The organism is Stenotrophomonas sp. 2YAF26, assembly GCF_052114625.1.
GTDB classification, from domain to species: domain Bacteria; phylum Pseudomonadota; class Gammaproteobacteria; order Xanthomonadales; family Xanthomonadaceae; genus Stenotrophomonas; species Stenotrophomonas indicatrix.
In genome coordinates, this window is record NZ_JBFRFC010000006.1 from 101,273 (window position 1) to 121,911 (window position 20,639).

18 protein-coding genes are annotated in these 20,639 nt (G+C 67.5%); 9 read left to right on the forward strand and 9 right to left on the reverse strand.

The features are described from left to right. Window positions 1-98 precede the first annotated feature (98 nt). On the forward strand, window positions 99-1,523 hold the full coding sequence (locus AB4Y98_RS08660; protein WP_442244163.1) for a short-chain fatty acid transporter: 1,425 nt from the start codon (window positions 99-101) through the stop codon (window positions 1,521-1,523). 101 nt (window positions 1,524-1,624) lie between these two features. Here the strand turns inward: AB4Y98_RS08660 and AB4Y98_RS08665 are convergent, their stop codons facing one another. Further along, on the reverse strand, window positions 1,625-3,289 hold the full coding sequence (locus AB4Y98_RS08665; protein WP_442244164.1) for an AMP-binding protein: 1,665 nt from the start codon (window positions 3,287-3,289) through the stop codon (window positions 1,625-1,627). Between the two features lie 310 nt (window positions 3,290-3,599). Here AB4Y98_RS08665 and AB4Y98_RS08670 point away from each other — a divergent pair, with 310 nt between their 5' ends. Then, window positions 3,600-3,761 carry a hypothetical protein gene (locus tag AB4Y98_RS08670; RefSeq protein ID WP_164745118.1) on the forward strand — a complete coding sequence of 54 codons (162 nt, stop codon included), beginning with the start codon at window positions 3,600-3,602 and terminating at the stop codon, window positions 3,759-3,761. A 54-nt stretch (window positions 3,762-3,815) separates the two neighbouring features. Here AB4Y98_RS08670 and AB4Y98_RS08675 read toward each other — a convergent pair whose 3' ends face one another. After that, window positions 3,816-4,442: a YiiX/YebB-like N1pC/P60 family cysteine hydrolase gene (locus AB4Y98_RS08675; protein ID WP_442244165.1), complete on the reverse strand. Its 627-nt coding sequence runs from the start codon at window positions 4,440-4,442 to the stop codon at window positions 3,816-3,818. An 81-nt stretch (window positions 4,443-4,523) separates the two neighbouring features. On the opposite strand from AB4Y98_RS08675, the gene AB4Y98_RS08680 reads away from it, so the two are divergent. The 3 genes from AB4Y98_RS08680 to AB4Y98_RS08690 all read left to right on the forward strand — a co-directional run bounded on the left by AB4Y98_RS08680 (window position 4,524) and on the right by AB4Y98_RS08690 (window position 8,368). Continuing rightward, a complete protein-coding gene (locus AB4Y98_RS08680; protein WP_442244166.1) occupies window positions 4,524-5,042 on the forward strand; it encodes a hypothetical protein in 519 nt (172 codons plus the stop codon). Window positions 5,043-5,114: 72 nt separating this feature from the next. Next, on the forward strand, window positions 5,115-6,959 hold the full coding sequence (locus tag AB4Y98_RS08685; protein WP_442244167.1) for a M3 family metallopeptidase: 1,845 nt from the start codon (window positions 5,115-5,117) through the stop codon (window positions 6,957-6,959). Continuing rightward, window positions 6,956-8,368, forward strand: coding sequence for a TPM domain-containing protein (locus AB4Y98_RS08690; RefSeq protein ID WP_442244168.1), 1,413 nt, complete (start codon window positions 6,956-6,958; stop codon window positions 8,366-8,368). Before AB4Y98_RS08685 ends, AB4Y98_RS08690 begins: the two co-directional genes overlap by 4 nt. Before the next feature lies 1 nt (window position 8,369). On the opposite strand, the gene AB4Y98_RS08695 is transcribed toward AB4Y98_RS08690, so the two are convergent. From AB4Y98_RS08695 to AB4Y98_RS08705, 3 genes are all read right to left on the reverse strand, one after another. Beyond that, window positions 8,370-9,041 carry a VOC family protein gene (locus AB4Y98_RS08695; protein WP_442244169.1) on the reverse strand — a complete coding sequence of 224 codons (672 nt, stop codon included), beginning with the start codon at window positions 9,039-9,041 and terminating at the stop codon, window positions 8,370-8,372. 118 nt (window positions 9,042-9,159) lie between these two features. Further along, the gene (locus AB4Y98_RS08700; protein ID WP_442244170.1) at window positions 9,160-10,239 is read right to left on the reverse strand and encodes an alpha/beta hydrolase family protein; all 1,080 of its coding nucleotides are present in this window, start codon (window positions 10,237-10,239) and stop codon (window positions 9,160-9,162) included. A 16-nt stretch (window positions 10,240-10,255) separates the two neighbouring features. Continuing rightward, window positions 10,256-11,083, reverse strand: a complete 828-nt coding sequence (locus AB4Y98_RS08705; protein WP_442244171.1) for an AraC family transcriptional regulator — start codon at window positions 11,081-11,083, stop codon at window positions 10,256-10,258. Window positions 11,084-11,270: 187 nt separating this feature from the next. On the opposite strand from AB4Y98_RS08705, the gene AB4Y98_RS08710 reads away from it, so the two are divergent. From AB4Y98_RS08710 to AB4Y98_RS08720, 3 genes are all read left to right on the forward strand, one after another. Further along, window positions 11,271-11,654 carry a hypothetical protein gene (locus AB4Y98_RS08710; RefSeq protein WP_025877440.1) on the forward strand — a complete coding sequence of 128 codons (384 nt, stop codon included), beginning with the start codon at window positions 11,271-11,273 and terminating at the stop codon, window positions 11,652-11,654. Window positions 11,655-11,798: 144 nt separating this feature from the next. Then, entirely contained in the window at window positions 11,799-14,204 is a 2,406-nt protein-coding gene (locus AB4Y98_RS08715; RefSeq protein ID WP_442244172.1) for a TonB-dependent receptor plug domain-containing protein, read from the forward strand. Further along, window positions 14,204-15,505, forward strand: a complete 1,302-nt coding sequence (locus AB4Y98_RS08720; protein ID WP_442244173.1) for an aminotransferase class V-fold PLP-dependent enzyme — start codon at window positions 14,204-14,206, stop codon at window positions 15,503-15,505. Before AB4Y98_RS08715 ends, AB4Y98_RS08720 begins: the two co-directional genes overlap by 1 nt. Window positions 15,506-15,661: 156 nt before the next feature. Here the strand turns inward: AB4Y98_RS08720 and AB4Y98_RS08725 are convergent, their stop codons facing one another. The 4 genes from AB4Y98_RS08725 to AB4Y98_RS08740 all read right to left on the reverse strand — a co-directional run bounded on the left by AB4Y98_RS08725 (window position 15,662) and on the right by AB4Y98_RS08740 (window position 19,550). Then, window positions 15,662-17,191, reverse strand: coding sequence for an aminotransferase-like domain-containing protein (locus AB4Y98_RS08725; protein ID WP_442244174.1), 1,530 nt, complete (start codon window positions 17,189-17,191; stop codon window positions 15,662-15,664). A 9-nt stretch (window positions 17,192-17,200) separates the two neighbouring features. Next, entirely contained in the window at window positions 17,201-17,803 is a 603-nt protein-coding gene (locus tag AB4Y98_RS08730; protein WP_442244175.1) for a DUF6436 domain-containing protein, read from the reverse strand. Further along, window positions 17,803-18,063 (reverse strand): hypothetical protein, encoded by a 261-nt coding sequence (locus AB4Y98_RS08735; protein WP_025877432.1) that lies wholly within the window; start codon window positions 18,061-18,063, stop codon window positions 17,803-17,805. The genes AB4Y98_RS08730 and AB4Y98_RS08735 overlap by 1 nt, the downstream gene beginning before the upstream one ends. Before the next feature lie 71 nt (window positions 18,064-18,134). Further along, complete coding sequence (locus tag AB4Y98_RS08740) at window positions 18,135-19,550, reverse strand: aminotransferase-like domain-containing protein (protein WP_442244176.1); 1,416 nt, start codon at window positions 19,548-19,550, stop codon at window positions 18,135-18,137. 183 nt (window positions 19,551-19,733) lie between these two features. On the opposite strand from AB4Y98_RS08740, the gene cyoA reads away from it, so the two are divergent. Beyond that, window positions 19,734-20,639, forward strand: a complete 906-nt coding sequence (gene cyoA / locus AB4Y98_RS08745) for a ubiquinol oxidase subunit II (RefSeq protein ID WP_223496997.1) — start codon at window positions 19,734-19,736, stop codon at window positions 20,637-20,639.

Sequence of the window (20,639 nt, forward strand, 5' to 3'; positions counted from 1 at the left end):
GCCGGCACTACCGCCACCGGCCATCTACGACCAATAGGTGGCTGACAGCCCGCATCCCACCGCCCAGAATCGAGCCATCGAACCTGGGAGGGTAGGCGATGGCCTCGACGGCAGCAGTACAGGACGGCTGGATGGCGCGCGCTGCGCTGCGCTCGGCCGCCTGGGCGGAAAAATGGTTCCCCGATGCGTACGTGTTCGCGGTACTGGGCGTGGTCATTGTCGCGCTGGCCGCGATGGGCTTCGGCTCTACCCCGCAGGCCACTGCCAGCGCCTTCGGTGATGGCTTCTGGAGCCTGATTCCCTTCACCATGCAGATGGCCTTCGTGGTCATCGGTGGCTATGCCGTGGCCACTGCACCGGTGGTCGCACGCTTCATCGATTTCCTTGCCCGTGTGCCGCGCACCGGCCGTGGTGCGGTGGTGTACGTGGGCCTGGTCAGCATGCTCGCCTCGCTGCTCAGCTGGGGCTTCTCGCTGGTGTTCGGCGGCCTGCTGGTGCGCGCGCTGGCCCGCCGTACCGAGCTGCGCATGGACTACCGCGCCGCCGGTGCTTCGGCTTATCTCGGTCTGGGTGCGGTGTGGGCGATGGGATTGAGCTCGTCGGCCGCGCAGCTGCAGGCCAACCCGGCCAGCATGCCGCCGGGGCTGGTGGAGATCACCGGCGTCCTGCCGTTCACTGAAACCATCTTCCTGTGGCAGTCGATCGCACTGACCTCGGTGTTGATCGTGGTCTCGCTGCTGATCGCCTGGCTGACCGCGCCGGCCGCCGGCAGTGCGCGTACCGCCGAAGATTTCCCCGGCGCGGCGCAGGCCGAACCGGAGCCGCTGCAGCGCCGCACCCGTCCGGGCGAGTGGCTGGAGTACAGCCCGTTGTTGACCGTGCTGCTTTCGCTGCTGGCCTTCGGCTGGCTGTTCAACGAGTTCGCCAACAAGCCATTGGTCAGCGCGATCGCCAACCTCAACACCTACAACTTCATGTTCATCTCGCTGGGCCTGCTGCTGCACTGGCGCCCGCGCAGCTTCCTCAACGCGGTAGCCAAGGCGGTACCGAGCACCACCGGTGTGCTGATCCAGTTCCCGCTGTACGGCGGCATCGCGATGATCCTCACCCACGCTGCCGGTGGCGACGGTGAGACGCTGGCGCACCGGCTGTCGAGCCTGTTCGTGCACGTGGCCAGCACCGATACGTTCGCGCTGGTGATGGGCGTGTACTCGGCGGTGCTGGGCTTCTTCGTACCGTCCGGTGGCGGCAAGTGGATCATCGAAGCGCCGTACGTGATGCAGGCCGCGAACGAGCTGAAGGCGCACCTGGGCTGGGCGGTGCAGGTTTACAACGCGGCCGAAGCGCTGCCGAACCTGATCAATCCGTTCTGGATGCTGCCACTGCTGGGCGTGCTCGGCCTGAAGGCCCGCGACATCGTCGGCTTCACTTTCATCCAGCTGCTGGTGCACATCCCGCTGGTGCTGGGGTTGCTGTGGCTGCTGGGCATGACCCTGGCCTACGTGCCGCCGGTGATGCCGTAGCGCAAGCACGGGGTCATGTGGGGTCAGAGCCTCTCCGCTGGAGAGGATCCGACCCCGGGGTCAGATCCCTTTCGAAGGAGGGGCTCTGACCCCGGAGACCCTCAGCCAGCCGCCGCCTGCTTCTCGATCTCGGCCTTGCGCAGCAGGAAGCGCTGCAGCTTGCCGCTGGGCGTTTTCGGTAGTTCCGCGACGAACGCCACCTGGCGCGGGTACGCATGGGCGGACAGCCGTCGCCGCACATGCTGCTGCAGTTCCTGCGCCAGCGTGACGCTGCCGCTGAACCCAGCGCGCAGGATCACGAAGGCTTTGACGATTTCGGTGCGCTCTGGATCGGGTACGCCGATCACCGCCGTTTCCGCCACCGCAGGGTGTTCCATCAGCACGCTCTCCACATCGAATGGACCGATGCGATAGCCCGACGAGGTGATCAGGTCGTCCGAGCGACCGATGAAACTGATCGAGCCGTCGTCCTCGCATTCCACCGAATCACCGGTGAGGTAGTAGCGATCGCCCAGCGCCGGTGTGTCGGCACCGTAGTAGCCGGTGAACCACATGATCGGCGACTGCTGCAGGTCTACGGCGAGGATGCCGGGCGTGCGCGGCGGCAGTTCGTTGCCGGCATCGTCCAGTACCGCCACGCGGTAACCGGGCATCGCAAAGCCCGATGATCCCGGCCGCACGGCGTGGTCCAGTGCGTGGTGATTGTTGACCACCATGCCGGTCTCGGTCTGGCCGTAGTGGTCGAGCACCGTGGTGCCCAGATGGGCGGCGAACCAACGGGCGATCTCCGGGTTCAGCGGTTCGCCGGCGCTGCTCACCACCCGCAGCTTGCCGTTGATGGCCGCACTGGCCTCGGGCCCGGCGGCGATGATCTGCCGGTACGCTGTGGGCGAGCCGGCAAGATTGGTGACACCCAACCGCCCGACGATGTCGTTCAGCCCCTGCACGCTGAAACCGGCTTCGCTGAAGGTGGTGGCCTGGCCCAGCAGCAGCGGGCCGATCACGGCGTAATACAGGCCATAGGCCCAGCCGGGATCGGCGATGTTCCAGAACACGTCCTCTGGGCGCAGGTCCACGGCCAACTGCATGTAACTGGCAAAGGCCAGCAATGCGCGTAGCTGCACCGGCACGCCCTTGGGGCTGCCGGTGGTGCCGGAGGTGGACAGCAGTGCCATCAGCGCATCGCCGCGCAGCATCACCGGCGCGAAATCAGGTGTGGCATCGGCGGTGCGTGCAGTCCAGTCGATGTCGCCGGCACGTAGTGTCTGCTCCGGTGCCAGGAGGGTGGCGACCGGCGGGCAGCCATCGACCTCGTCCAGCTTGCTGCGGTTCGTGCTGTCGGTCACCACCAGTGCGGTGCGCCCGGTTTTCAACCGTGTCTCGATGGCCTTGGGGCCGAACGCAGTGAACAGCGGCTGGTAGATCGCGCCCACCCGCCAGGTGCCGAGGATGGTCGCCAGCAGGTCCGGTGTACGCGGCAGCAGGCCGGCCACCACATCGCCCTTGCCGATGCCCTGCGCGGCCAGCACCTGGGCAACACGCGCGGAGGCATCGCGCAGGTCCTCGAAGGTGTACCGATGCAGGGCACCGTGGGCGTCCACCCAGCGCAGCGCCAGCGCATTGCGGCCGCAGTGACGGTCGCAGCACTCCACGCAGGCGTTGATGCCGGTCTGCAGGTCACCGTGCAACTGTCGCTGTCCGCGCTCGATGCTGAAATCGGCCAGTGCCTGTTCGTAGGTGGGGCGTGCTGCAGTGTCGCGGGCCATGCGCATCTCCGGGGTGACGTCACTCCGACGATAGGCGGCGGCCCTGCATGCTGCAAATGGGACCATGGGCGTAGGCCGCCGCTGCGCGCGCCGCGTCGGGCAAGAACGCTGAATGCGTTCGTTTCCGGCTGCAGCATGACGACATGCCAAACTCGCATGAATCCTTCAGTCGCTTGTGCCGCAAGGGCTGGCGCCGGTTCATTCACGCACGTACACATGGGTGTAGCCCGCTCACAACGCATGGTTAACCAATCGCTGCCGACGATGGCCCCGTCCACCGCATTCCGCGCGTGGCATTTGGAGATCGGACATGGCACAGCAGAACCAGAACCCGAACCAGAAGCAGCAGGGCCAGCAGAACCAGCAGGATCAGCAGCAGGGGCGCGGCCGCGACCAGCAGCAGCAACAGCAGCAGGAACAGCAGAAGCGCAACCAGAACCAGCAGCAGGGCGGGCAGGACGAGGAAGAGTGATCCTGGCAGCCGCCATCCATCACCGACGAAGCCCCGCCCCGCGCGGGGCTTCGCTTATTCCAGCACGCCGATCCGCTGCAGCACCGGTGCTGCAGCCATGTCGTTGGGGTTGGTACCGGGCAGGCCCTGCGGCACCTCCATGCCCATGCCGCGATACAGATCAACCCAGTGCCGGGAGATCTCACCGGTTTGCGGGTTGCGGAAGTTCATCGGCTGCAGTGCGAACACATGGTGCGCACGGAACGCGCGCTCGATGAAATCCGAGCAGTAGTAATTGTCGTCGTTCAACACGTAGGCAGTGTTGTACGGTTTGCCCAGCATCGTGCGCGCGGTGGCCACGGCATCGGCGATGGCATTGTCCGGCGGCGCACGCAGGCGATAGACCACGATCTGCCGCTGCTTGCCTTTCGCGTCCTCGCGGAACTGTTCCAGCGTCTGCCGGCGCGAGCCCTTCTCATCGGCGTGCAGCACCTCCCAGCCCTGCGGTGCCGAGGCCACCAGCGCGACATGGTCGAAGCTCGGCGCGCCTTGTTTTCCGGTCGCATCGTTGATGGCCGCGCTCAGGCCGCCATGGCCGGCGGTGACGAACAGCAGGTCGCCGTCGCGGACGTCGACGCCCATCGCCATGGCTGGCCACAGGGCAGGCAGCAGCAGGCCGATCAGGAGCAGGAGGCGGCGCATGGGCATCTCGGACAGGCGGAAGACCGCGATTGTAGGCGGCAGGGTAGGATGGCGCGACCGAACCGGAATCAGGACGATCCCATGAAGCCCCGCCGTTCCCTTGTGCTGCTGGCACCTGCCCTTGGCCTTGTGCTGTCCGCCTGCACGCCCGCGCCGCAGCCCGCGCCGGCTGAAGCCCAGGCTCCTGCAGAGGCACCTGCCAGCACAGCGACGACGGTGGAGCCGGCGCCCGCGCCCGCAGTGGCGACCGCAGCGTGCCCCCATCCCGGGTTCGATACCTTCCTGAAGCACTTCGGCAACGAGATCACCCTGCAGGAAAAGGCCACGGCCGATCCGCTGCTGGACAGCTACGTTGACGCTGGCGCCGAGCCTGAGCCGCGCACGGTGCAACGCCCGCTGGCATTGGCCGATGTCGAATGGCCGGTGATGCCTGATCCGGCCGGGCTGGCCGGGCAGGGCCGGCAGATGCAGGTGACGGCCGTGGCCGACGGGCAGATGCAGGTGCAGATCCGAACGCCCGACAGCAGCGACCAGCAGACCTATACCTTCGCGCAGACGCCGTGCTGGACACTGGTCAAGCGCGAAGACGAGTCGATCTGAGGCCAGATCGGGACAGGCGCGGGCCGTCGGTGGCTGCTAGGCTCCAAGCACGTTCAAGGCACGGAGACGCCGATGCAGGCCCGCAGGATGCGCACCACCACCGTTACCCTGGTCATCGCCACGCTGTGGGCGATGACCGCGTCGCTCGGCGCCCACGCGCAATCGCTGCACGCTGACGATCGCGCTTACTTTCCCAGCGCCGCCGCCGAACAGACGGCACGCATTGCTCTGGGCGAGCGCGTTGAGGTGTTGCAGGGCGCCACGGCGAGCGAGCCGGCCACGCGCTTCCGCCAGGCCGAAGCGCTGCAGGCACAGTGCCTGCGCCACCATGCGTATCTGCATCTGCAGGCTGCCCGCAACGCACGCGATCATCGCCCGGCGCAGGCGCTGGACCAGGTGATGGGTCTGTGCAGCCGTATCGCCCGCGCGGGCAGGGCCGCCCTGCGTGAGGCACCGGCGGATGCACCCTGGTTGGCGTCCTACCGGTTCCTGCGCGACCGCGCGGTGCAGGAAGGTGCGGCGCCGGCCAATGCGCAGCTGGATGATGCCGTGGATACGCTGGCCGACCCGGCGCTGGATACCTTCGCGCGCCTGCATCGGCAGATCTTCCACAGCGCCGCATTTCCGCGCGTCGAGGGGGCTGGCCGCAGCTGGGATACCGGCGCCGACAAGCAGGCGCTGGCCCAGCACTCCGACCGTACGCTGCGTGAGGCCGGCTGGAAGGGATACTGGCAGGGCCTGCAATCGCGCCGCGAGCCGATGGCTTCGGTGCTGCTGGGCCTGGTGCAAGTGAATGACGCCGCCGCGCGCCTGCAGGGAGATGGCTCGGCCACCGCGCGTGGCTACCGTCGCATGGGCATGGATACGGCGACCGTCGACGCTACGCTGGCGGCGATCGAGCGTCACGCGGCAGACCGTCGTGCCTACCAGGACATGCTGCTGCAGCATGCTGGGCGCAGCGGCATCACGTCGCCGCAGGTCTGGGATACCACCGTGCCGGATGCCGGCTATACGCCATCGGTGCTGACGCTTGAGCAGCTGCGCGATACCGCCGCCGATGCCATGCAGCACCTGGGGCCGGAGTATGTCGCCGAGCTGCGCGCGCTGCTGGACCCTGCGCACAAGCGCATGGACCTGGCCACCGTGCTGGGCAGTCGCAGCCACGACGCGTTCCAGGTGGTTGCTCCGGACATGCCGTCGCTGTTGTTCGTGGGGCTGCGCAGCGGGGATCTGGAGAGCGACGTGGAGATCGCCCATGAAGCCGGGCACGCCGTGCACGGGCAATGGATGCAACGTGGCCATGCCTCGCCGTTGCAGCGCAATGGCAGTGCGTGGCTGACCGAAGCCTTTGCCATCTACAACGAACTGCGCTTCCGTGACCAGCTGTACCAGCAGGCACAGGATCCTCGCGCCAAGGCGTACTACCTGAAATCGCTGCTGGATGACATGGTGATGCAGCTGTTCACCTCCTCCGAGGAAGCGCAGCTGGAGCAGTCGATCTACCAGGGCGTGGCTGGCAACACCCTGGGCACCGCCGACGATCTTGATGCGCTCACCGGCCAGGTGCTGGCGCGCTATGGCCAGCAGCCGCAACGCTACCCGCAGCTGCGCAGCAACTGGATCAGCAAGCGCCTGATGTACGAGGACCCGCAGTACATGGTCAACTATCTCTACGCCGGTCTGCTGGCGGTGCAGCTGTATGTGCAGGACCAGCAGGACCCGGAGGGTTTCCGCCAGCGCTATCTGACCGTGCTGGGCGAGGGCTTTGACCGCGCACCGCAGGAGCAGGTGGCACAGTTGCTGGGACATGTACCGGACTGGCCGGCACTGGTCGACGCGGACCTGCAGGTGTTCGCGCAGAACGCTGCCCGGCTGCAGGCGTTGTATACGCAGATCGAGGCAGGGCAGGGCACATGAGCCGGGTGCCGCAGGCGCGCGTTGCCAGGCAGTGGGCGTGGCTTGTGCTACTGCTCTGCCTGTTGCCGTTGCTGTCGCTGGCGGCAGCCCCGATTCCTGCACTGGACGACCCGGTAGTGGACACCGCCAATGCGCTGTCCCCCAGTACCCACGCCACGCTGCGCGAGCAGGCATTGCAGCTGCAGGCACGCAAGGGCGCGCAACTGCAGGTGCTGGTGGTGCCCAGCGTTGGCGAGGAAGGTATCGAAGCCTATGCGCAGCGGGTCTTCGACCAATGGCAGCTGGGCCGCGCTGGCGTCGATGATGGCGTGTTGCTGCTGGTGGCGGTGCAGGATCGGCGCGTCCGCATCCAGACCGGTTATGGCCTGGAAGGCACCATTCCTGATGCGTATGCCGCGCGCATCATCGACAAGGCGATCGTGCCGCGGCTGCGCGAGGGAGACCTGGACCAGGGGGTGCTGGATGGCACCGCGGTGCTGGTGGCGCTGGTCGATGGCGAGCAACTGCCGCCTTGGGAAGATTCCTTGGCACGCAACGTGTTGCCGCCGGATTGGCGCACGGGGGATTCGGTCGTCGCGCTGACGTTGCTGGCGGGCTTTCTGGCGGGTTTGTGGCGATCGCCACCGCGTCTGCTGGCGACCAGGACCGAAGCCGGGTTCACCGGTAACCGCCGCGAGCGGCGGCGCAAGGCACTGGCAGCCAATGCGGCGGTGCCCAGGTCAACGTGGCCGACATTGCCTGCCTGGGGCAGGCCGCTGCTGGTGACGGCGGTGATCGCCGGGGGAGGGCTTTCTGCGTCGCTGCTGCTGCCGCGCCATGTGCTGCCGGCGTTGTTCTTCGTGCTGCTGCCCGCCGTCCCGGTGGCAACCCTGCTGGGCTGGTGCTGGCGTCGCAGCGGCGGCGTTCGCATCGTGCTGTACGGCATGCTGGCCGTCAGCACCGGCTTCTTCGCGGTGATGCTGGTGCGCGGCCAGTTGCCGCCCAGCCTTGCGCTGCACACGCTGCTGAACCTGGCGGTCGGCATCGCCGCCATGCTGGTGTTCTTCCTGGTGCAGGCCGGTCGCGCGCGCTGGCGGAAGAACCGCAACAGCTTCGCCATCCGCCTGGTGGTGCTGGTGCTGCTGACCGGTGGCTATGCGCTGGGCGCGCTGCTGGCCATCGACCGTGCCGGCGACGAGAACGCCCGCGTGCTGGCGACGATCGTGTCCAGCATGGGCACGCTGTTCCTGTACTTCATCTGGGTGTTCACTCTGCTGCCCGGCGAAAAGGCCCGCGGCGGCCGGGGGGCGTCCACAGGCTATCGTTCCTCGTCCAGCACCTCGTCTTCCAGTTCGTCCTCGAGCAGTTCCAGCGACTGGTCCGGTGGTGGTGGCCGCAGCGGAGGCGGTGGCGCCTCGGGCAGCTGGTAACTCAGGCCGCCTGCACCCGCCAGCCCAGCGCGGCATCGTGCAGTTCGCCGCTGCCGCTCACATCGGCCACCTGCAGCTGCAGCCCCTGCGCGTTGGGCAGGTCCTTCTGCTCGGGGAACCAACGGCGATCGGCAGCGACCACGATCAACAGGCCCTCGTCATCGCCCATCGGGGCGAACTGGGGCGACGGCGGGCTGATGGGCTGCAGGCCGAAGCGCTGGCTGGCTTGTTCGCGCACAGCATCGACATCATGGCTGGGCAGGCCAACCTCGCTCAGGCAGGTCAGTTCGCTGCCATGGAAGGCGCCACTGCGGTCGCTGGCCGGCAAGCGCCTACGGCCGATCAGTTCCAGGATCAGGCCATCGGGTCCGGTGAAATACACCGACTGCGACTGCCAGCTGCTTTCCAGTGCGAAGTAGTCCAGCCCTTCCGGATTGCATTGCAACGGCGTGCGTGCACGCAGCCAGCTCATGGCGTCGGCGAAGCGGTTGTCCGGCACATTGAAGGCCAGGTGCACGCCGCCTACCGGACGGCCATTCGCTGGTTGCAGCTGGATCGTGCTCCAGCCAATGCGGACCTGGTCGCCGGCCACCTCCAGCTGCAGCACGTCGCGGAAGTACGCGGCGACGCTGGCAACATCGGATACCGGCAGAGAAAGATGCAGCAGGCGCATGATCGATCCTCCGTGGAGCGCTAGGAGCAGTGTAGTCCCGTGCACCTTTGCGCCGCGTCATCACCTCTGCAACGAATCGTTACTGCCAGCCCTGGCATCGAGCCGTGCTCGACTGTCTTCAGCGCAAGGATTCCGCGAAGAAGCGCACCGCGTCTTCCACCACCACCGCATGCGTCTGCTCCTTCGGTACCGCAGTCATGCACAGCGCCTGCAGCCGCTCATCCGCCAGCGGCGTGCAGGCAGACAGGAAATCGTAGTGGCCGACACCGGGCAGCGCGTGCAGCGTTGCTTTCGGAATCAGTGCCGCCGCCACATCACCGTTGGTCGCCGGCGGCGCCACTTCATCCGCTGAACCCAACACGATCATCACCGGCTGCCGCAACGCCTTCAGCTGCTCCGGTGCAAACGCCTGCACGATGGCGGGCGCCAGCACGAACACCGCGCGCACGCCGGCAATCGAACGATCATCCTGTGCATGCTGCACGTAGGGTTGCAGTTGTGGCGACGCCGCTGCAGCAAGACGCGCCGCCATCGTATGCGCGACCGCTTCCTGCTGCGGCCTGCACACGCCGTCGTCCGGGTGCACCTGGCAGAACGCCAGCAGCCGCGTCATGTCCGGCCGTGCGCCGGCGCTGAGCATTGCGGTGAAGCCACCGGCGGAATAGCCCACCACGCCCAGCCGCGATGCATCAACATGTGGTCCCAGCTGTGGGTCGGCCTGCACGGCTGCCAGCGCCGCCTTCAGGTCGTCGGCGCGCAGCCAGGTCAGCACGCTGCCGGCCAGCGTCATCTCATCGGCGCCGTTGTTGCCGGGGTGGTCCACGGCGATCACCAGGTAGCCAGCCCGCGCCAGCGCGGTGCCCAGCCACCCCATCATGCGCGCGGTGCCGCCATTGCCATGCGACAGCAACAGGGTTGGCAGGCGCCCGCCGGCAATGGGGGCGTCCTTCGCCGCGCGCCCCACCTCGAACAGCGGCGCATCCGGTGGCCCGATGGTCAGCGGCGTTTCTTCGCTGCCTGGCATTGCCGGGTGCCACGCGGTGAAGCGCAGCACCTCGCGCTGCGCACTATCGCGGATCGCCGCGCTTTTCAGCGTTGTCACGCCATGACGTTCACCGGCAATGGTGGGAGCGGCCGCCATCACCATCGGCGCCTGAGCAGCCAGCAGCAGGGTCAGCATCCATCGTGTCGCGCGCATCATCGGTTTCTCCGGGTCAGTCAGGACGGTGATCGACCGGCAGCCAGATCTCCACGCCGCCATGGCCGGTATGCTCGTCGAAGCGGGTGTCATAGCGTTCAAGATCCGGCGCGTTGGCCAGGTGGAGGCCGCTTGCCGGCAGGTACTGGTCCAGCAGCCAGAACCAGGTCGAGCGGATGGTGGAGATATGGCCGCCATGCCAGGCCACCAGGTAACGGCGCGCAGGCACATCCACCCGCTGCCAGTGTGCAGGCACCGATGGCAGTGCGTTCACCGACAATGCTGCGATGTAGTCGAAGCCACCCTCGTCGTCGCTGTTGCAGCACACACCGAAACTGACCGGCGCCGGTGTTGGCCATTCGCGATTGAGCTGTGCCCACTGCCCGGGAATCGCACCGCCGCTGTCGCGGCTGTGGCGCATGCCGATGCCGGCCACCTGGAAGGGCGTGCAGTCGATCAGCCTGGGCGCCTCGGTGCAGGCCTGTGGCGCGTCGTCGAGGCGGATCGCGTGCACCAGTGCCAGTTCCTGCAGGCCCCGCTCGCGCACGCGCTCCGGGGTCTGCCCGAACTGCTCGCAGAAGGCACGGGTGAACGCGGCATGCGTGCTGTAACCGGCTGCCAACGCCACCTGCAGGATGTCGCCGGCCCCGTTGGCCAGCTGTTGCGCGGCGGCGGTCAGGCGGCGTCCACGCAGGTAGCGCACCACCGACGTGCCGGTGCGGGCCTGGAACAGGCGTGACAGGTGGAAGGGCGACAATCCGGCGGCTGCCGCGATGTCGGCCAGCGCCAGCGGCTTGTCGGCATGGCTTTCGATGTACCACAACGCTTTGCCGGCTGCGCTCATCGCGCTGTCCCTCGTTCGAATGCCGGGCAGCGTACCGGATCGACGGGGTGGGGCGCTTAGCAGTTCTTGCGCCGGCGGGGCTTTGCGTTTGCCGTTGCACCGGCAACAATGCGATCTTCATGGACACGATCGAGGCCAGGGACATGCCGGAAGTCACCGCTATCAACCAGACCGCGCAGATCGCCGCATGTTGATGATCATTGCGATTGCCCTGCTGCCGGCGCTGCTGCCACTGGCGCTGCTGGTGCTCATGTGGCGGCGGGCACCGCGCTGGCGCGGGGACCCCTGGCTGTACCGTGTGATGTTCTCATTGCTGGCAGCACTGCTGGCGCCCACGTTGTTGATGGCAGGCCATGGCGGCCTGCCGTGCCCCACTATCGGTGGCCTTGTGCTGGTGCTCATGGACCTTGAGTGGATCGGCCAACTGCAGGTGAACCTGATTGCCTTCGGAACCGAGGACACTGCCATCCTCTCCGCGCCTTTCCTGTTCGTTTTCGCGATCGCGCTGTTCATCCCGCTGCGGACGGCGCGGCCCGCCGTCTTCGGCTTCGACGACGACACTGCCGGATAGCACAGAGCCCGGCATGGGCGGCGGCTGCACCTCCAGCGGTCGCAACTGTCGTCTCCACGTCATCGCTGCTTCACATCCCGCCCCGAGACTGCGCGCCTTGTCCAGGTCCCACCTGGCCCTGTCGTGCCTTCCCGGAGTCCTGCCGTGCATCGTTCGAAGCTGTCGCGTTCCATCCTCCTCGCCCTTGGTCTGGTCAGCGCAGGAGGCGCGATCGCTGCAGATGCCGGAACGGCAGGCACCAGCAGCAGTGGCAACGCCGCTGCGCCCACCCAGCTCGATGCGATGCTGGTCACCGGTACCCGTGCCTCCAACCGCACCCAGTTTGAAACCCTGGCGCCGGTGGACGTGTTCACCAAGCAGGACATCCAGTCGGTCGACTCCACCGACCTGAAGGACGTGCTGGCGCAGCTGGTGCCTTCGTTCGTGGTGCAGCGCCTGCCGATGGCCGATGGCCAGGTGTTCGTGCGCCCGGCCACGCTGCGTGGCCTGTCGCCGGACCAGACGCTGGTGCTGGTCAACGGCCGCCGCTTCCATCGCAGTGCGTTGCTTGGCAACCGCGGCGCACAGGCTGCCGACCTGGCCCAGATTCCGACCAGCGCCATCAAGCGCATCGAAGTGTTGCGCGATGGGGCGTCGGCGCAGTACGGCTCGGATGCCATCGCCGGTGTCATCAACATCATCCTGGAGGACAGCCCGGGCACCGAGATCACTGCGGGCTATTCGCAGTACGCGCAGGGCGATGGCGCCTCGCGCGACTTCAGTGCGCGCACCGGCTGGGCGCTGGGTGACTACGGCAGCCTCGCCCTGTTCGCCGAATCGTCCAACTCCGATGCGACCTCACGCACGCGCCAGCGTCCCGACGCCATCGCCTTCCAGGCCGCGCATCCCGAATTGGACGTGCCCAACCCGGTGCAGCGCTGGGGGCAGCCGGAGCTGGAAAGCCGCCGCGTGGGCTTCAACCTGAAGGCCAATGCCAGCGACACCCTGGAGTTGTATGCCTTCGGCCTGTACAGCCACAGCGACGGCGTCAGCGATTTCAACTGGCGCAACCCCGATACCACCACCGGCGCGTACCGTACGACCAGCATCTTCCCGGGCTGGAACCTGCGCTCGCTGTATCCGGTGGGCTTCAGCCCGCAGTACGGCAACACCCAGAACGACCTGCAGCTGGTCGCGGGCCTGCGTGGTGAGATCACGCCCAAGCTGCGCTGGGACCTGAGCGCCTCGTATGGCCGCAATGCCATCGACTACGGCCTGGACAACTCCATCAACGCCTCGCTGGGCCCGGACAGCCCGACCTCCTTCGACCTCGGCCGGCTGACCCAGACCGAGAAGAACGCCAATGCGGACTTCAACTACGAATGGGACGTGGCTGCGCTGTCGAAACCGGTCAACGTCGCCTTCGGTGCCGAGTTCCGCCAGGAGACCTACCAGGTGCGCGCCGGCGACCCGGCCTCGTATGCGGTGGGCCGTGGCGCTGCGGCGGGCCTGGAAGCCAATTCCAACGGCGCGCCGGGCTTCTCGGCCAGCCAGGCCGGGCAGTGGAGCCAGCGCAGCAAGGCCGCCTACGTGGACATGGAAGTGCCGCTGGGCGAGCGCTGGAGCATCGGCGCGGCCGGTCGCTATGAAGACTTCTCCAGCTTCGGCAGCACGGTGGATGGCAAGCTGTCGGCACGTTTTGCGATCACCCCGGACGTGGCGCTGCGCGGCACGCTCTCCACCGGCTTCCGCGCGCCCACGCCGGCCCAGCTCAACACCACCAGCACCACCCAGGGCCTGGACACGCGCACGCTGCAGATCTTCACCAGCGGCCGCCTGTCGCCCAGCGATCCGTTGGCGCAGCTGCTGGGTGCCAAGCCGTTGACCCCGGAAGAATCGCGCACGGCCTCGCTGGGCCTGACCTGGCGCACCGCCCTGGGCCTGTCGGGGTCGGTCGATGTCTACCGGATCACGCTCAGCGACCGCTTCAGCCAGTCGGCCAGCTTCGCCATTCCGGCCGGCACGCCGAACCCGCTGGGCTATACCTCGGTGAACTACTTCACCAACGATTTCGACACCACCACCACCGGCGTGGATGTGGTCGGCAACTACCTGCGCGACCTCGGCGCAGGGCGGATGACGCTGACCCTGGCTTACAACTACAACCAGACCCGCGTCGACAACGGCAGCACCTCGGTGGCCACCAACGAGACCCAGCGCGTGCTGTTCGAAGACCGCCTGCCCGAGCACAAGGGCAGCTTCACCGGCAGCTGGGACGTCGGCGCGTGGTCATTGATGGCACGCGTGCGCTATTACGGCAAGTGGACCGACTCCACCGGCAATGCCACCGGCGATATCTACCAGCAGTTCGGTGCGATGACCTTCCTCGACCTGGCCGTGGGCTATCGCATCAACGAACACCACAGCCTGCGCATGGGTGCCGACAACGTCTTCGACCGCTATCCGGATGAAGCCACCTTCCAGGCCAGCCGTGGCCTGATCTATTCGCGCAACGCGCCGTACGACACCGACGGCGCCAACGTGTACGCGCAGTACCGGCTGACCTTCTGATGGACAGCTGCCGCCGTTCCCTGCTGCGTGCCGGCGCGCTGCTGCCGGCCGCTGCGGCGCTGTCTTCACTGCCTGCCATGGCCGCCGCGCGCTACGCTGTGCCGATGGACATTCCTGCACCTTCCACGACGCCGGATGTGCTGGCCCGTGACGAGTCGTACTGGGCCGCCGTCGCCAGCCACTTCGACATCACCGATGAAGTGAACCACCTGGAGAACGGCTACTGGGGCGCGATGGGCAAGCAGACCCTGGCCAGCTACCAGCGGCATACCGCCGAAGTGAACCGGGGCAATGCCTGGTACGGTCGCCACGCGTTCCCGGCGCAGTACATGGCCGTGCATCGGCAGGTGGCCGACATGCTTGGCGTCGGCGCCGACGAGATCGCGCTGACCCGTGGCGCCACCGAAGCGATGCTCGCGCTGATCGGCGGCTACAACCGGTTGGCCGCGGGCGACCAGGTGCTGTACGCCGACATCGACTACGACAGCATGATCAACGCGATGCGCTGGCTGCAGCAGCGTCGTGGCGTGCAGGTCGAGCGCATCGCACTGCCGGTGGTGCCCACCCATGAGCAGATCCTGCAGGCCTACGATGAGGCGTTCACGCGCCTGCCGCGCCTGAAACTGGTACTGCTGACCCAGGTCAGCCACCGCCATGGGCTGGTGCTGCCGGTGGCCGAGCTCGCCGAGCGTGCGCGGGCGCGCGGCATCGATGTGATTGTCGATGCCGCACATGGCTTTGGCCAGATCGACTACGCGGTGCCGGACCTGAAGGCCGATTTCGTTGGCATCAACCTGCACAAGTGGATCGGCGCACCGGTGGGCGTGGGCGCGATGTACGTGCGCAAAGGACGCGTGGCCGACCTGGATCCGTACATGGGCGAGACCGACGACGGCCGCGTGGGCAGTCGCGTGCACACCGGCACGGTCAACTTCGCCGCCTATCTGGCGCTGCCGGAGGCCATCGCGCTGCATCAGCGCATCGGCGCAGCGAACAAACAGGCGCGGCTGCGCTACCTGCGTGAGCGTTGGACGGTGGCGGCGCGGCAAATGGCGCATATCGAGGTGCTGTCGTCGCCGGATCCGGCGTTGGCCAGTGCATTGGCCAGCTTCCGCCTGCGTGGCCATGCCTCGGTGGAAGACAACCTGGCGCTGCAGAAACGGCTGCTGGATGAACATCGGATATTCACCACCCATCGCGATGGCCTGGACTCCGGCGCCTGCGTGCGGGTGACACCATCGGTGTTCACCCGCCCCGCGCAGATGGATGCGCTGGTGCAGGCGTTGGCCGCGCTGGGGTAGGCGCAACACCCATCCACGCATGGCGTGGATCTACTGAAATGGGGTGGCAACGATTGCAAATGTACCCACGCATGGCGTGAACGGGCGTTGCCAACCAAGGTTGGCATCTACCGGAACAGGCCCAGTAGATCCACGCCATGCGTGGATGCCCTTCCACTACCGGTCAATCGCCGGCAACGCATCGGACAACAACAACCGATCGATCCGCCGCAGCGCGTTCTCCAGTTGCCGCCGGTCCGCAGCCAATCCCAACGACAGCCGCACGCCGCTCGCGAACGGCGCGCCCGGCGGACAGAACGCCGATGAAGGCGCGATCGCCAGGCCCTGCAGCTGCGCCGTACGCACCAGCGTGGCGTCGGTCCACGGCGCTGGCACCCGGCACCACGCATGCAGCCCATCGGCGCGCTCCAGCAACGAGGGCGCCAGCAGATACCGCGCCATCCGCGTGCGCTCGCGCGCTTCCTCGCGCACCTGCGCCAGCAGCGCCTGCGCCGAGCCATCCAGCAGCAGCTGGCTGGCCAGTGCGGATACCAGCGGGTGACCCATCAGCCGCGTGGCACGCAGTGCGGTGGCCATCGCCTCGGCATGGGCGGCGCCCGGGCATTGCACGAACGCGGTACGCAGGCCAGGGCTGATCACCTTCGAAAGCGTGGCCACATGGAACACGTGTCGCGGTGCCAGCGTCGCCAGCGCAATGGGCGCGGTGACGGCCAGATGCCAGTACGGATCGTCCTCGATCGCCAGCAGGCCTTCGCGCTCCAGCACCCGCGCCAACGCTTCGCGCCGCGTGGTGGGCACCGTCAGTGCCGTCGGGTTCTGGCAGGTGGGGTTGAGGTAGACCAGGCGCGCGCCACATTCCCGCGCCCGGCGGGCCAGCGCCTCCGGGCACATGCCGTGTTCGTCGCCCTCCACCGTGACCAGCCGCCGTCCCAGTGCGGCGGCGGCCTGCAGCAGACCCGGATACACCAACCGGTCGCAGAGGATCGCATCACCCTCGCGCCCTTGGCTGAGCAGGATCGCCGCCAGTGCCACCTGCGCGCCTTCGGTCAGCAGCAGGCGAGCATCGTCCACCGTGCCCAGCATCGGCTGCAGCCAGCGCGCCGCCGCGTGACGGTCGGTCGGGTTGCCACCGCCCAGGTGATAGGTCATCAGGTTCGGCGCATTGCTGCGTGCGAGCACCGCCGCCGCGCCCCGACGCAGCATTTCCGCCAGTGCATCGGCGTCGGGTACCGGTGGCACGTTCATGCTGAGATCGACGGCCTGGTCAAAGCCCGCCTTGGGCGGCGCGATGAAGCTGCCCTGTGGCCCGCGTGCTTCGATCAGTCCACGCTTGCGTGCCTCATCGAAGGCGCGGGTCACCGTGGTCAGATCCACGCCGAGCTGCTGCGCCAGTGCGCGCTGCGAGGGCAGCCGTTGCCCGGGCGCCAGGCCGCCGCGATTGATGGTGCGTTCCAGCGTGTTGACGATGCGCAGGTAGATCGGGCCGCTGTGCACGTGCACGTCCTGCACCCAGCCCAGTCCTGCAATGCCAGGCCCTGCGACATCGGGTCGCGGCATGTACGGAGGATGTCGGGGCGTATCGTTGCTTCCAACGGCGGGAGCCTGTCCATAACCATCGGTCGGTTCGGACAGGTGACCGCCGTTGTTGTTTGTGGCGGCTGCGCCAGCCAGCGTCGGTGATGTCATCGCGCGTCCTCAGCGCTGGGCCTGCCAGGGGCAGTAGCAGCCCACGGCAAGCAGTCCTTTCGGGCGCACGGTTTCCCCGTGCACCAGTTTGTCCAGCAACGGTTCGACGAAGCTGTTGGCCGAATTGCAGACCATGCCGATGCTGTACGGGCCGGCATAGGCCAGGTGGCCCTGGCGGTCCCAGATCGCCACCGCCGGGCTGGCCGGAATGTTCCCGATGCCATCGATGGTCGGCAGGGTGATCACCTTGCTGCGCAGCGGCTCGGGCAGTTCACCCTGGGTGCCGGGGCGGCGGATCGCATAGAAGTCGATGCCGGCGCGGCGGTACATGCTGATCAGGTAGCTCAGGTGGGCACCAGTTTCGCGGTTGCACACGCCGCAGGCCGGGTCCCAGAAATGCACCACGCGGATGCGGCCGGTGTCGCCGGCCAGTTCCGCCGGCAACCGCAGCTGCGAGTCATCGAAGACGATGGCCTGTTCGGCAAACGTGGACTGCTCGCCATAGCCGAAGTACTGCCACAGTGCCGCCGCCACGCCGGCCATGAACAGGCAGGCGAGGGCGATCATCACCGGCAGCATCGAACGGCGTGGGCGCGGCGCAGCTGCGCCCATCAGGAGCCGTCCGCGCCGAACTTGTGCACGTACTGCTTGCGCATCTCGCGGCAGGAGTCGGCCTGGGCGCGGCGCTGGATCTCGCTGCGCGCCGCGTCCTCGCTGCGTTGCAGGCACTGTTCAATGGCGTGGCGCTCGGCGGCCTGCACATCCACGGTCTGCGGTTGCAGGCAGACCCAGGCCAGGGCGGCCAGCATCAGCACGACGAACCCGCCGCAGCCAGCCATCACCAGGTGGAACTTCAGTTTGTCGGCGGCCATCTGCGGCACATCCTCCGTCCATACATTGCATACAAGATATCATCTTGTATGGGTATGGCCCACGGGATGGTTCAGACGATCGCCGAATGCCGCGCGTCGGGCGCCTCGGACAGGATCTCGTTCAGCTTGGCCAGCGCACCGGCCAGTGCCTCCTGGTCCACCGCACCGCCCAGCGACAGGCGGATGGCGTTGCCCGGTGGCGGTTCTTCCACGCTGAAGGCGTCGGAGCTGGCAATGCCAAGGCCCTGTTCCTGTGCCGCCTGGATCAGCCGGTACTGGTCCAACCGCGGCGGCAACGGCAGCCACACATGCAGGCCGGCCGGATGCGCTTGGGCACGGGCGGGCAGATAACGGGCGGCAATGGCCTGACGCTCGCGCAGCTCCTGCTGGAAGCGCTGCACCATCGCCTGCGCCTGGCCGGTGCGGATCCAGTGCGAGGCCACGGCCACCATCGACTGGGTGGGCATCAGCGCGATCGCACGCAGAGCGTCCAGCACCGGTTCCATCGGCTCGCCGCCCGGCACCACCAGGTAGGCCGTGCGCAGGCCGGGGGCCAGGCACTTGGACAGGGTGGAGATGTAGTAGACCGGGCAGCCACCGTCGGCCAGCGCGGCCAGCGGCGGGGCGGCATCGCCGGCCAGCAGCCAGTAGGGATCGTCCTCGACCACGGTCAGTTCGTGCCGCCGTGCCACCGCCAGCAGGGCCTGCCGGCGCTGCGCCGACATCGTCGCCGTGGTCGGGTTCTGGATGGTCGGCACCAGGTACAGCAGGCGCGGCCGGCGCAGCTGGCAGGCTTCGTCCAGGGCATCGGGCAGCATGCCCTCGGCGTCCATCGCCACCGACACCACGCCCCGCTGCAGCACGCGCGCAGCGGCCAGCAGGCCCGGATAGGTCAGTTGCTCGGCGGCGATCAGTTCGCCCGGCTGGGTGCGGGCCAGGATCAGTGCGCACAGCGCAGTCTGCGCGCCAGGGCAGATCACCACCCGGTCGGCGCCCACCGGGCCGAGCACCGGCGCCAGCCATTGCACGGCCGCAGCGCGGTCGTCGCGGCTGCCGGCACCGACGTGGTAGCTCATCAGCTCGCCCTGGCCCAGCTGCTGGCCCAGATGCTGGAAACCGGCCTCCATGCCCTGTGCGAACGGCGCGCTGCCGAGCAGCGGGGGGATGTTCATGCTCAGGTCGACCGAGGTGCTGCGGTTGCCGGCGGACATCGCAATGAAGGTGCCGCCCGCGCCCTGCGCGTCCAGCAGGCCGGCTTGGCGCAGTTCGGCGAAGGCGCGGGTGACCGTGGTCAGATCCACCCCCACCTGCTGGGCCAGGTCGCGCTGCGGCGGCAGGCGATCGCCCGGCCGCAGCACGCCATCGTCCACCGCCTCGCGCACCTGCTGGGCGATCTGCAGGTACAGCGGTCCTGCGCCCTCACGGAACGGGCGGACCCAGGTCCGGTTGGGGTGTTTCAGGCGGCGGCCGGCAGCAGGAGGCGTCATCGGTCGGATTTTTCCATACGTGCAGATGCACAAGTCCATACAATGCTGTATCTTGTATGGGCTTGATTGGAGTGGTTCGCCTGTTTGTAGGCGACCTCGTACCCACAGTGTAGCCGCTCCACGCCCGGGCGCTGCGCGCAGGCGAGCCGGTCAAGCGCGCATCTTCAACAGGGTTGACCACCAATGAATATCTGCTGGAACCGCATCCGCCTGGCGCTGGTCGCCCTGGCCTGCATCGCCCTGACGGGCTGCGATTGGGTGCTGCTGGATTCGAAGGGCATGGTCGGGATCGCACAGCGCGACCTGATCCTGATCTGCATCGGCCTGATGCTGATCGTCGTCGTGCCGGCCATCGTGCTGACCTTCGTGTTCGCCTGGCGCTTCCGCGCCGGCAATACCAAGGCGAAGTACACGCCGGACTGGTCGCACTCCACCAAGGTGGAAGTGGTGGTCTGGGGCGTGCCGTTGCTGATCATCGCGGTGCTGGCGGTGATCGTGTGGAAGTCCACCCACGAGCTCGATCCGTACAAGCCGCTGGACGTGGCCGGCGAACCGCTGCACGTGGACGTGATCGCCACCGACTGGAAGTGGGTGTTCGTGTACCCGGACCTGGGCATCGCCACCGTCAACCAGCTCAACTTCCCGGCCAACCGCGCGCTGGCGTTCAACATCACCTCCAACTCGACGATGAACACCTTCTTCATCCCGCAGCTGGGTGGACAGATCTACGCGATGGCCGGCATGCGCACGCAGCTGCACCTGATCGCCAACGAGCCCGGCCAGTTCCGTGGCATGTCCGGCAACTACAGCGGCCATGGCTTCTCGAACATGAAGTTCATCGCCACCGCCAGCAGCAACGAAGACTTCGATCGTTGGGTGGCCGACGTGCGCAGCGCACCGGATTCGCTCAGCTTCGAGCAGTTCAAGGCGCTGGCCGCACCATCGAAGAACGCGCCGGTGCAGCACTTCTCCAGCGTCGAACCGTTGCTGTTCAAGAAGGTCATCGACCAGTTCATCGGCGTCGGTGAGAACACCGCTGCTGCAACCCCGGCGGGCGCTGCCGGCGGTGCCCAGGTTTCCCAGGAGTAA

Bases quoted from the DNA above. Each gene is read 5' to 3' on its own strand.
- AB4Y98_RS08660 (WP_442244163.1), top strand. From the start codon at position 99: ATGGCCTCGACGGCAGCAGTACAGGACGGCTGGATGGCGCGCGCTGCG.
- AB4Y98_RS08665 (WP_442244164.1), bottom strand. From the start codon at position 3,289: ATGGCCCGCGACACTGCAGCACGCCCCACCTACGAACAGGCACTGGCC.
- AB4Y98_RS08670 (WP_164745118.1), top strand. From the start codon at position 3,600: ATGGCACAGCAGAACCAGAACCCGAACCAGAAGCAGCAGGGCCAGCAG.
- AB4Y98_RS08675 (WP_442244165.1), bottom strand. From the start codon at position 4,442: ATGCGCCGCCTCCTGCTCCTGATCGGCCTGCTGCTGCCTGCCCTGTGG.
- AB4Y98_RS08680 (WP_442244166.1), top strand. From the start codon at position 4,524: ATGAAGCCCCGCCGTTCCCTTGTGCTGCTGGCACCTGCCCTTGGCCTT.
- AB4Y98_RS08685 (WP_442244167.1), top strand. From the start codon at position 5,115: ATGCAGGCCCGCAGGATGCGCACCACCACCGTTACCCTGGTCATCGCC.
- AB4Y98_RS08690 (WP_442244168.1), top strand. From the start codon at position 6,956: ATGAGCCGGGTGCCGCAGGCGCGCGTTGCCAGGCAGTGGGCGTGGCTT.
- AB4Y98_RS08695 (WP_442244169.1), bottom strand. From the start codon at position 9,041: ATGCGCCTGCTGCATCTTTCTCTGCCGGTATCCGATGTTGCCAGCGTC.
- AB4Y98_RS08700 (WP_442244170.1), bottom strand. From the start codon at position 10,239: ATGCGCGCGACACGATGGATGCTGACCCTGCTGCTGGCTGCTCAGGCG.
- AB4Y98_RS08705 (WP_442244171.1), bottom strand. From the start codon at position 11,083: ATGAGCGCAGCCGGCAAAGCGTTGTGGTACATCGAAAGCCATGCCGAC.
- AB4Y98_RS08710 (WP_025877440.1), top strand. From the start codon at position 11,271: ATGTTGATGATCATTGCGATTGCCCTGCTGCCGGCGCTGCTGCCACTG.
- AB4Y98_RS08720 (WP_442244173.1), top strand. From the start codon at position 14,204: ATGGACAGCTGCCGCCGTTCCCTGCTGCGTGCCGGCGCGCTGCTGCCG.
- AB4Y98_RS08725 (WP_442244174.1), bottom strand. From the start codon at position 17,191: ATGACATCACCGACGCTGGCTGGCGCAGCCGCCACAAACAACAACGGC.
- AB4Y98_RS08730 (WP_442244175.1), bottom strand. From the start codon at position 17,803: ATGGGCGCAGCTGCGCCGCGCCCACGCCGTTCGATGCTGCCGGTGATG.
- AB4Y98_RS08735 (WP_025877432.1), bottom strand. From the start codon at position 18,063: ATGGCCGCCGACAAACTGAAGTTCCACCTGGTGATGGCTGGCTGCGGC.
- AB4Y98_RS08740 (WP_442244176.1), bottom strand. From the start codon at position 19,550: ATGACGCCTCCTGCTGCCGGCCGCCGCCTGAAACACCCCAACCGGACC.
- cyoA (WP_223496997.1), top strand. From the start codon at position 19,734: ATGAATATCTGCTGGAACCGCATCCGCCTGGCGCTGGTCGCCCTGGCC.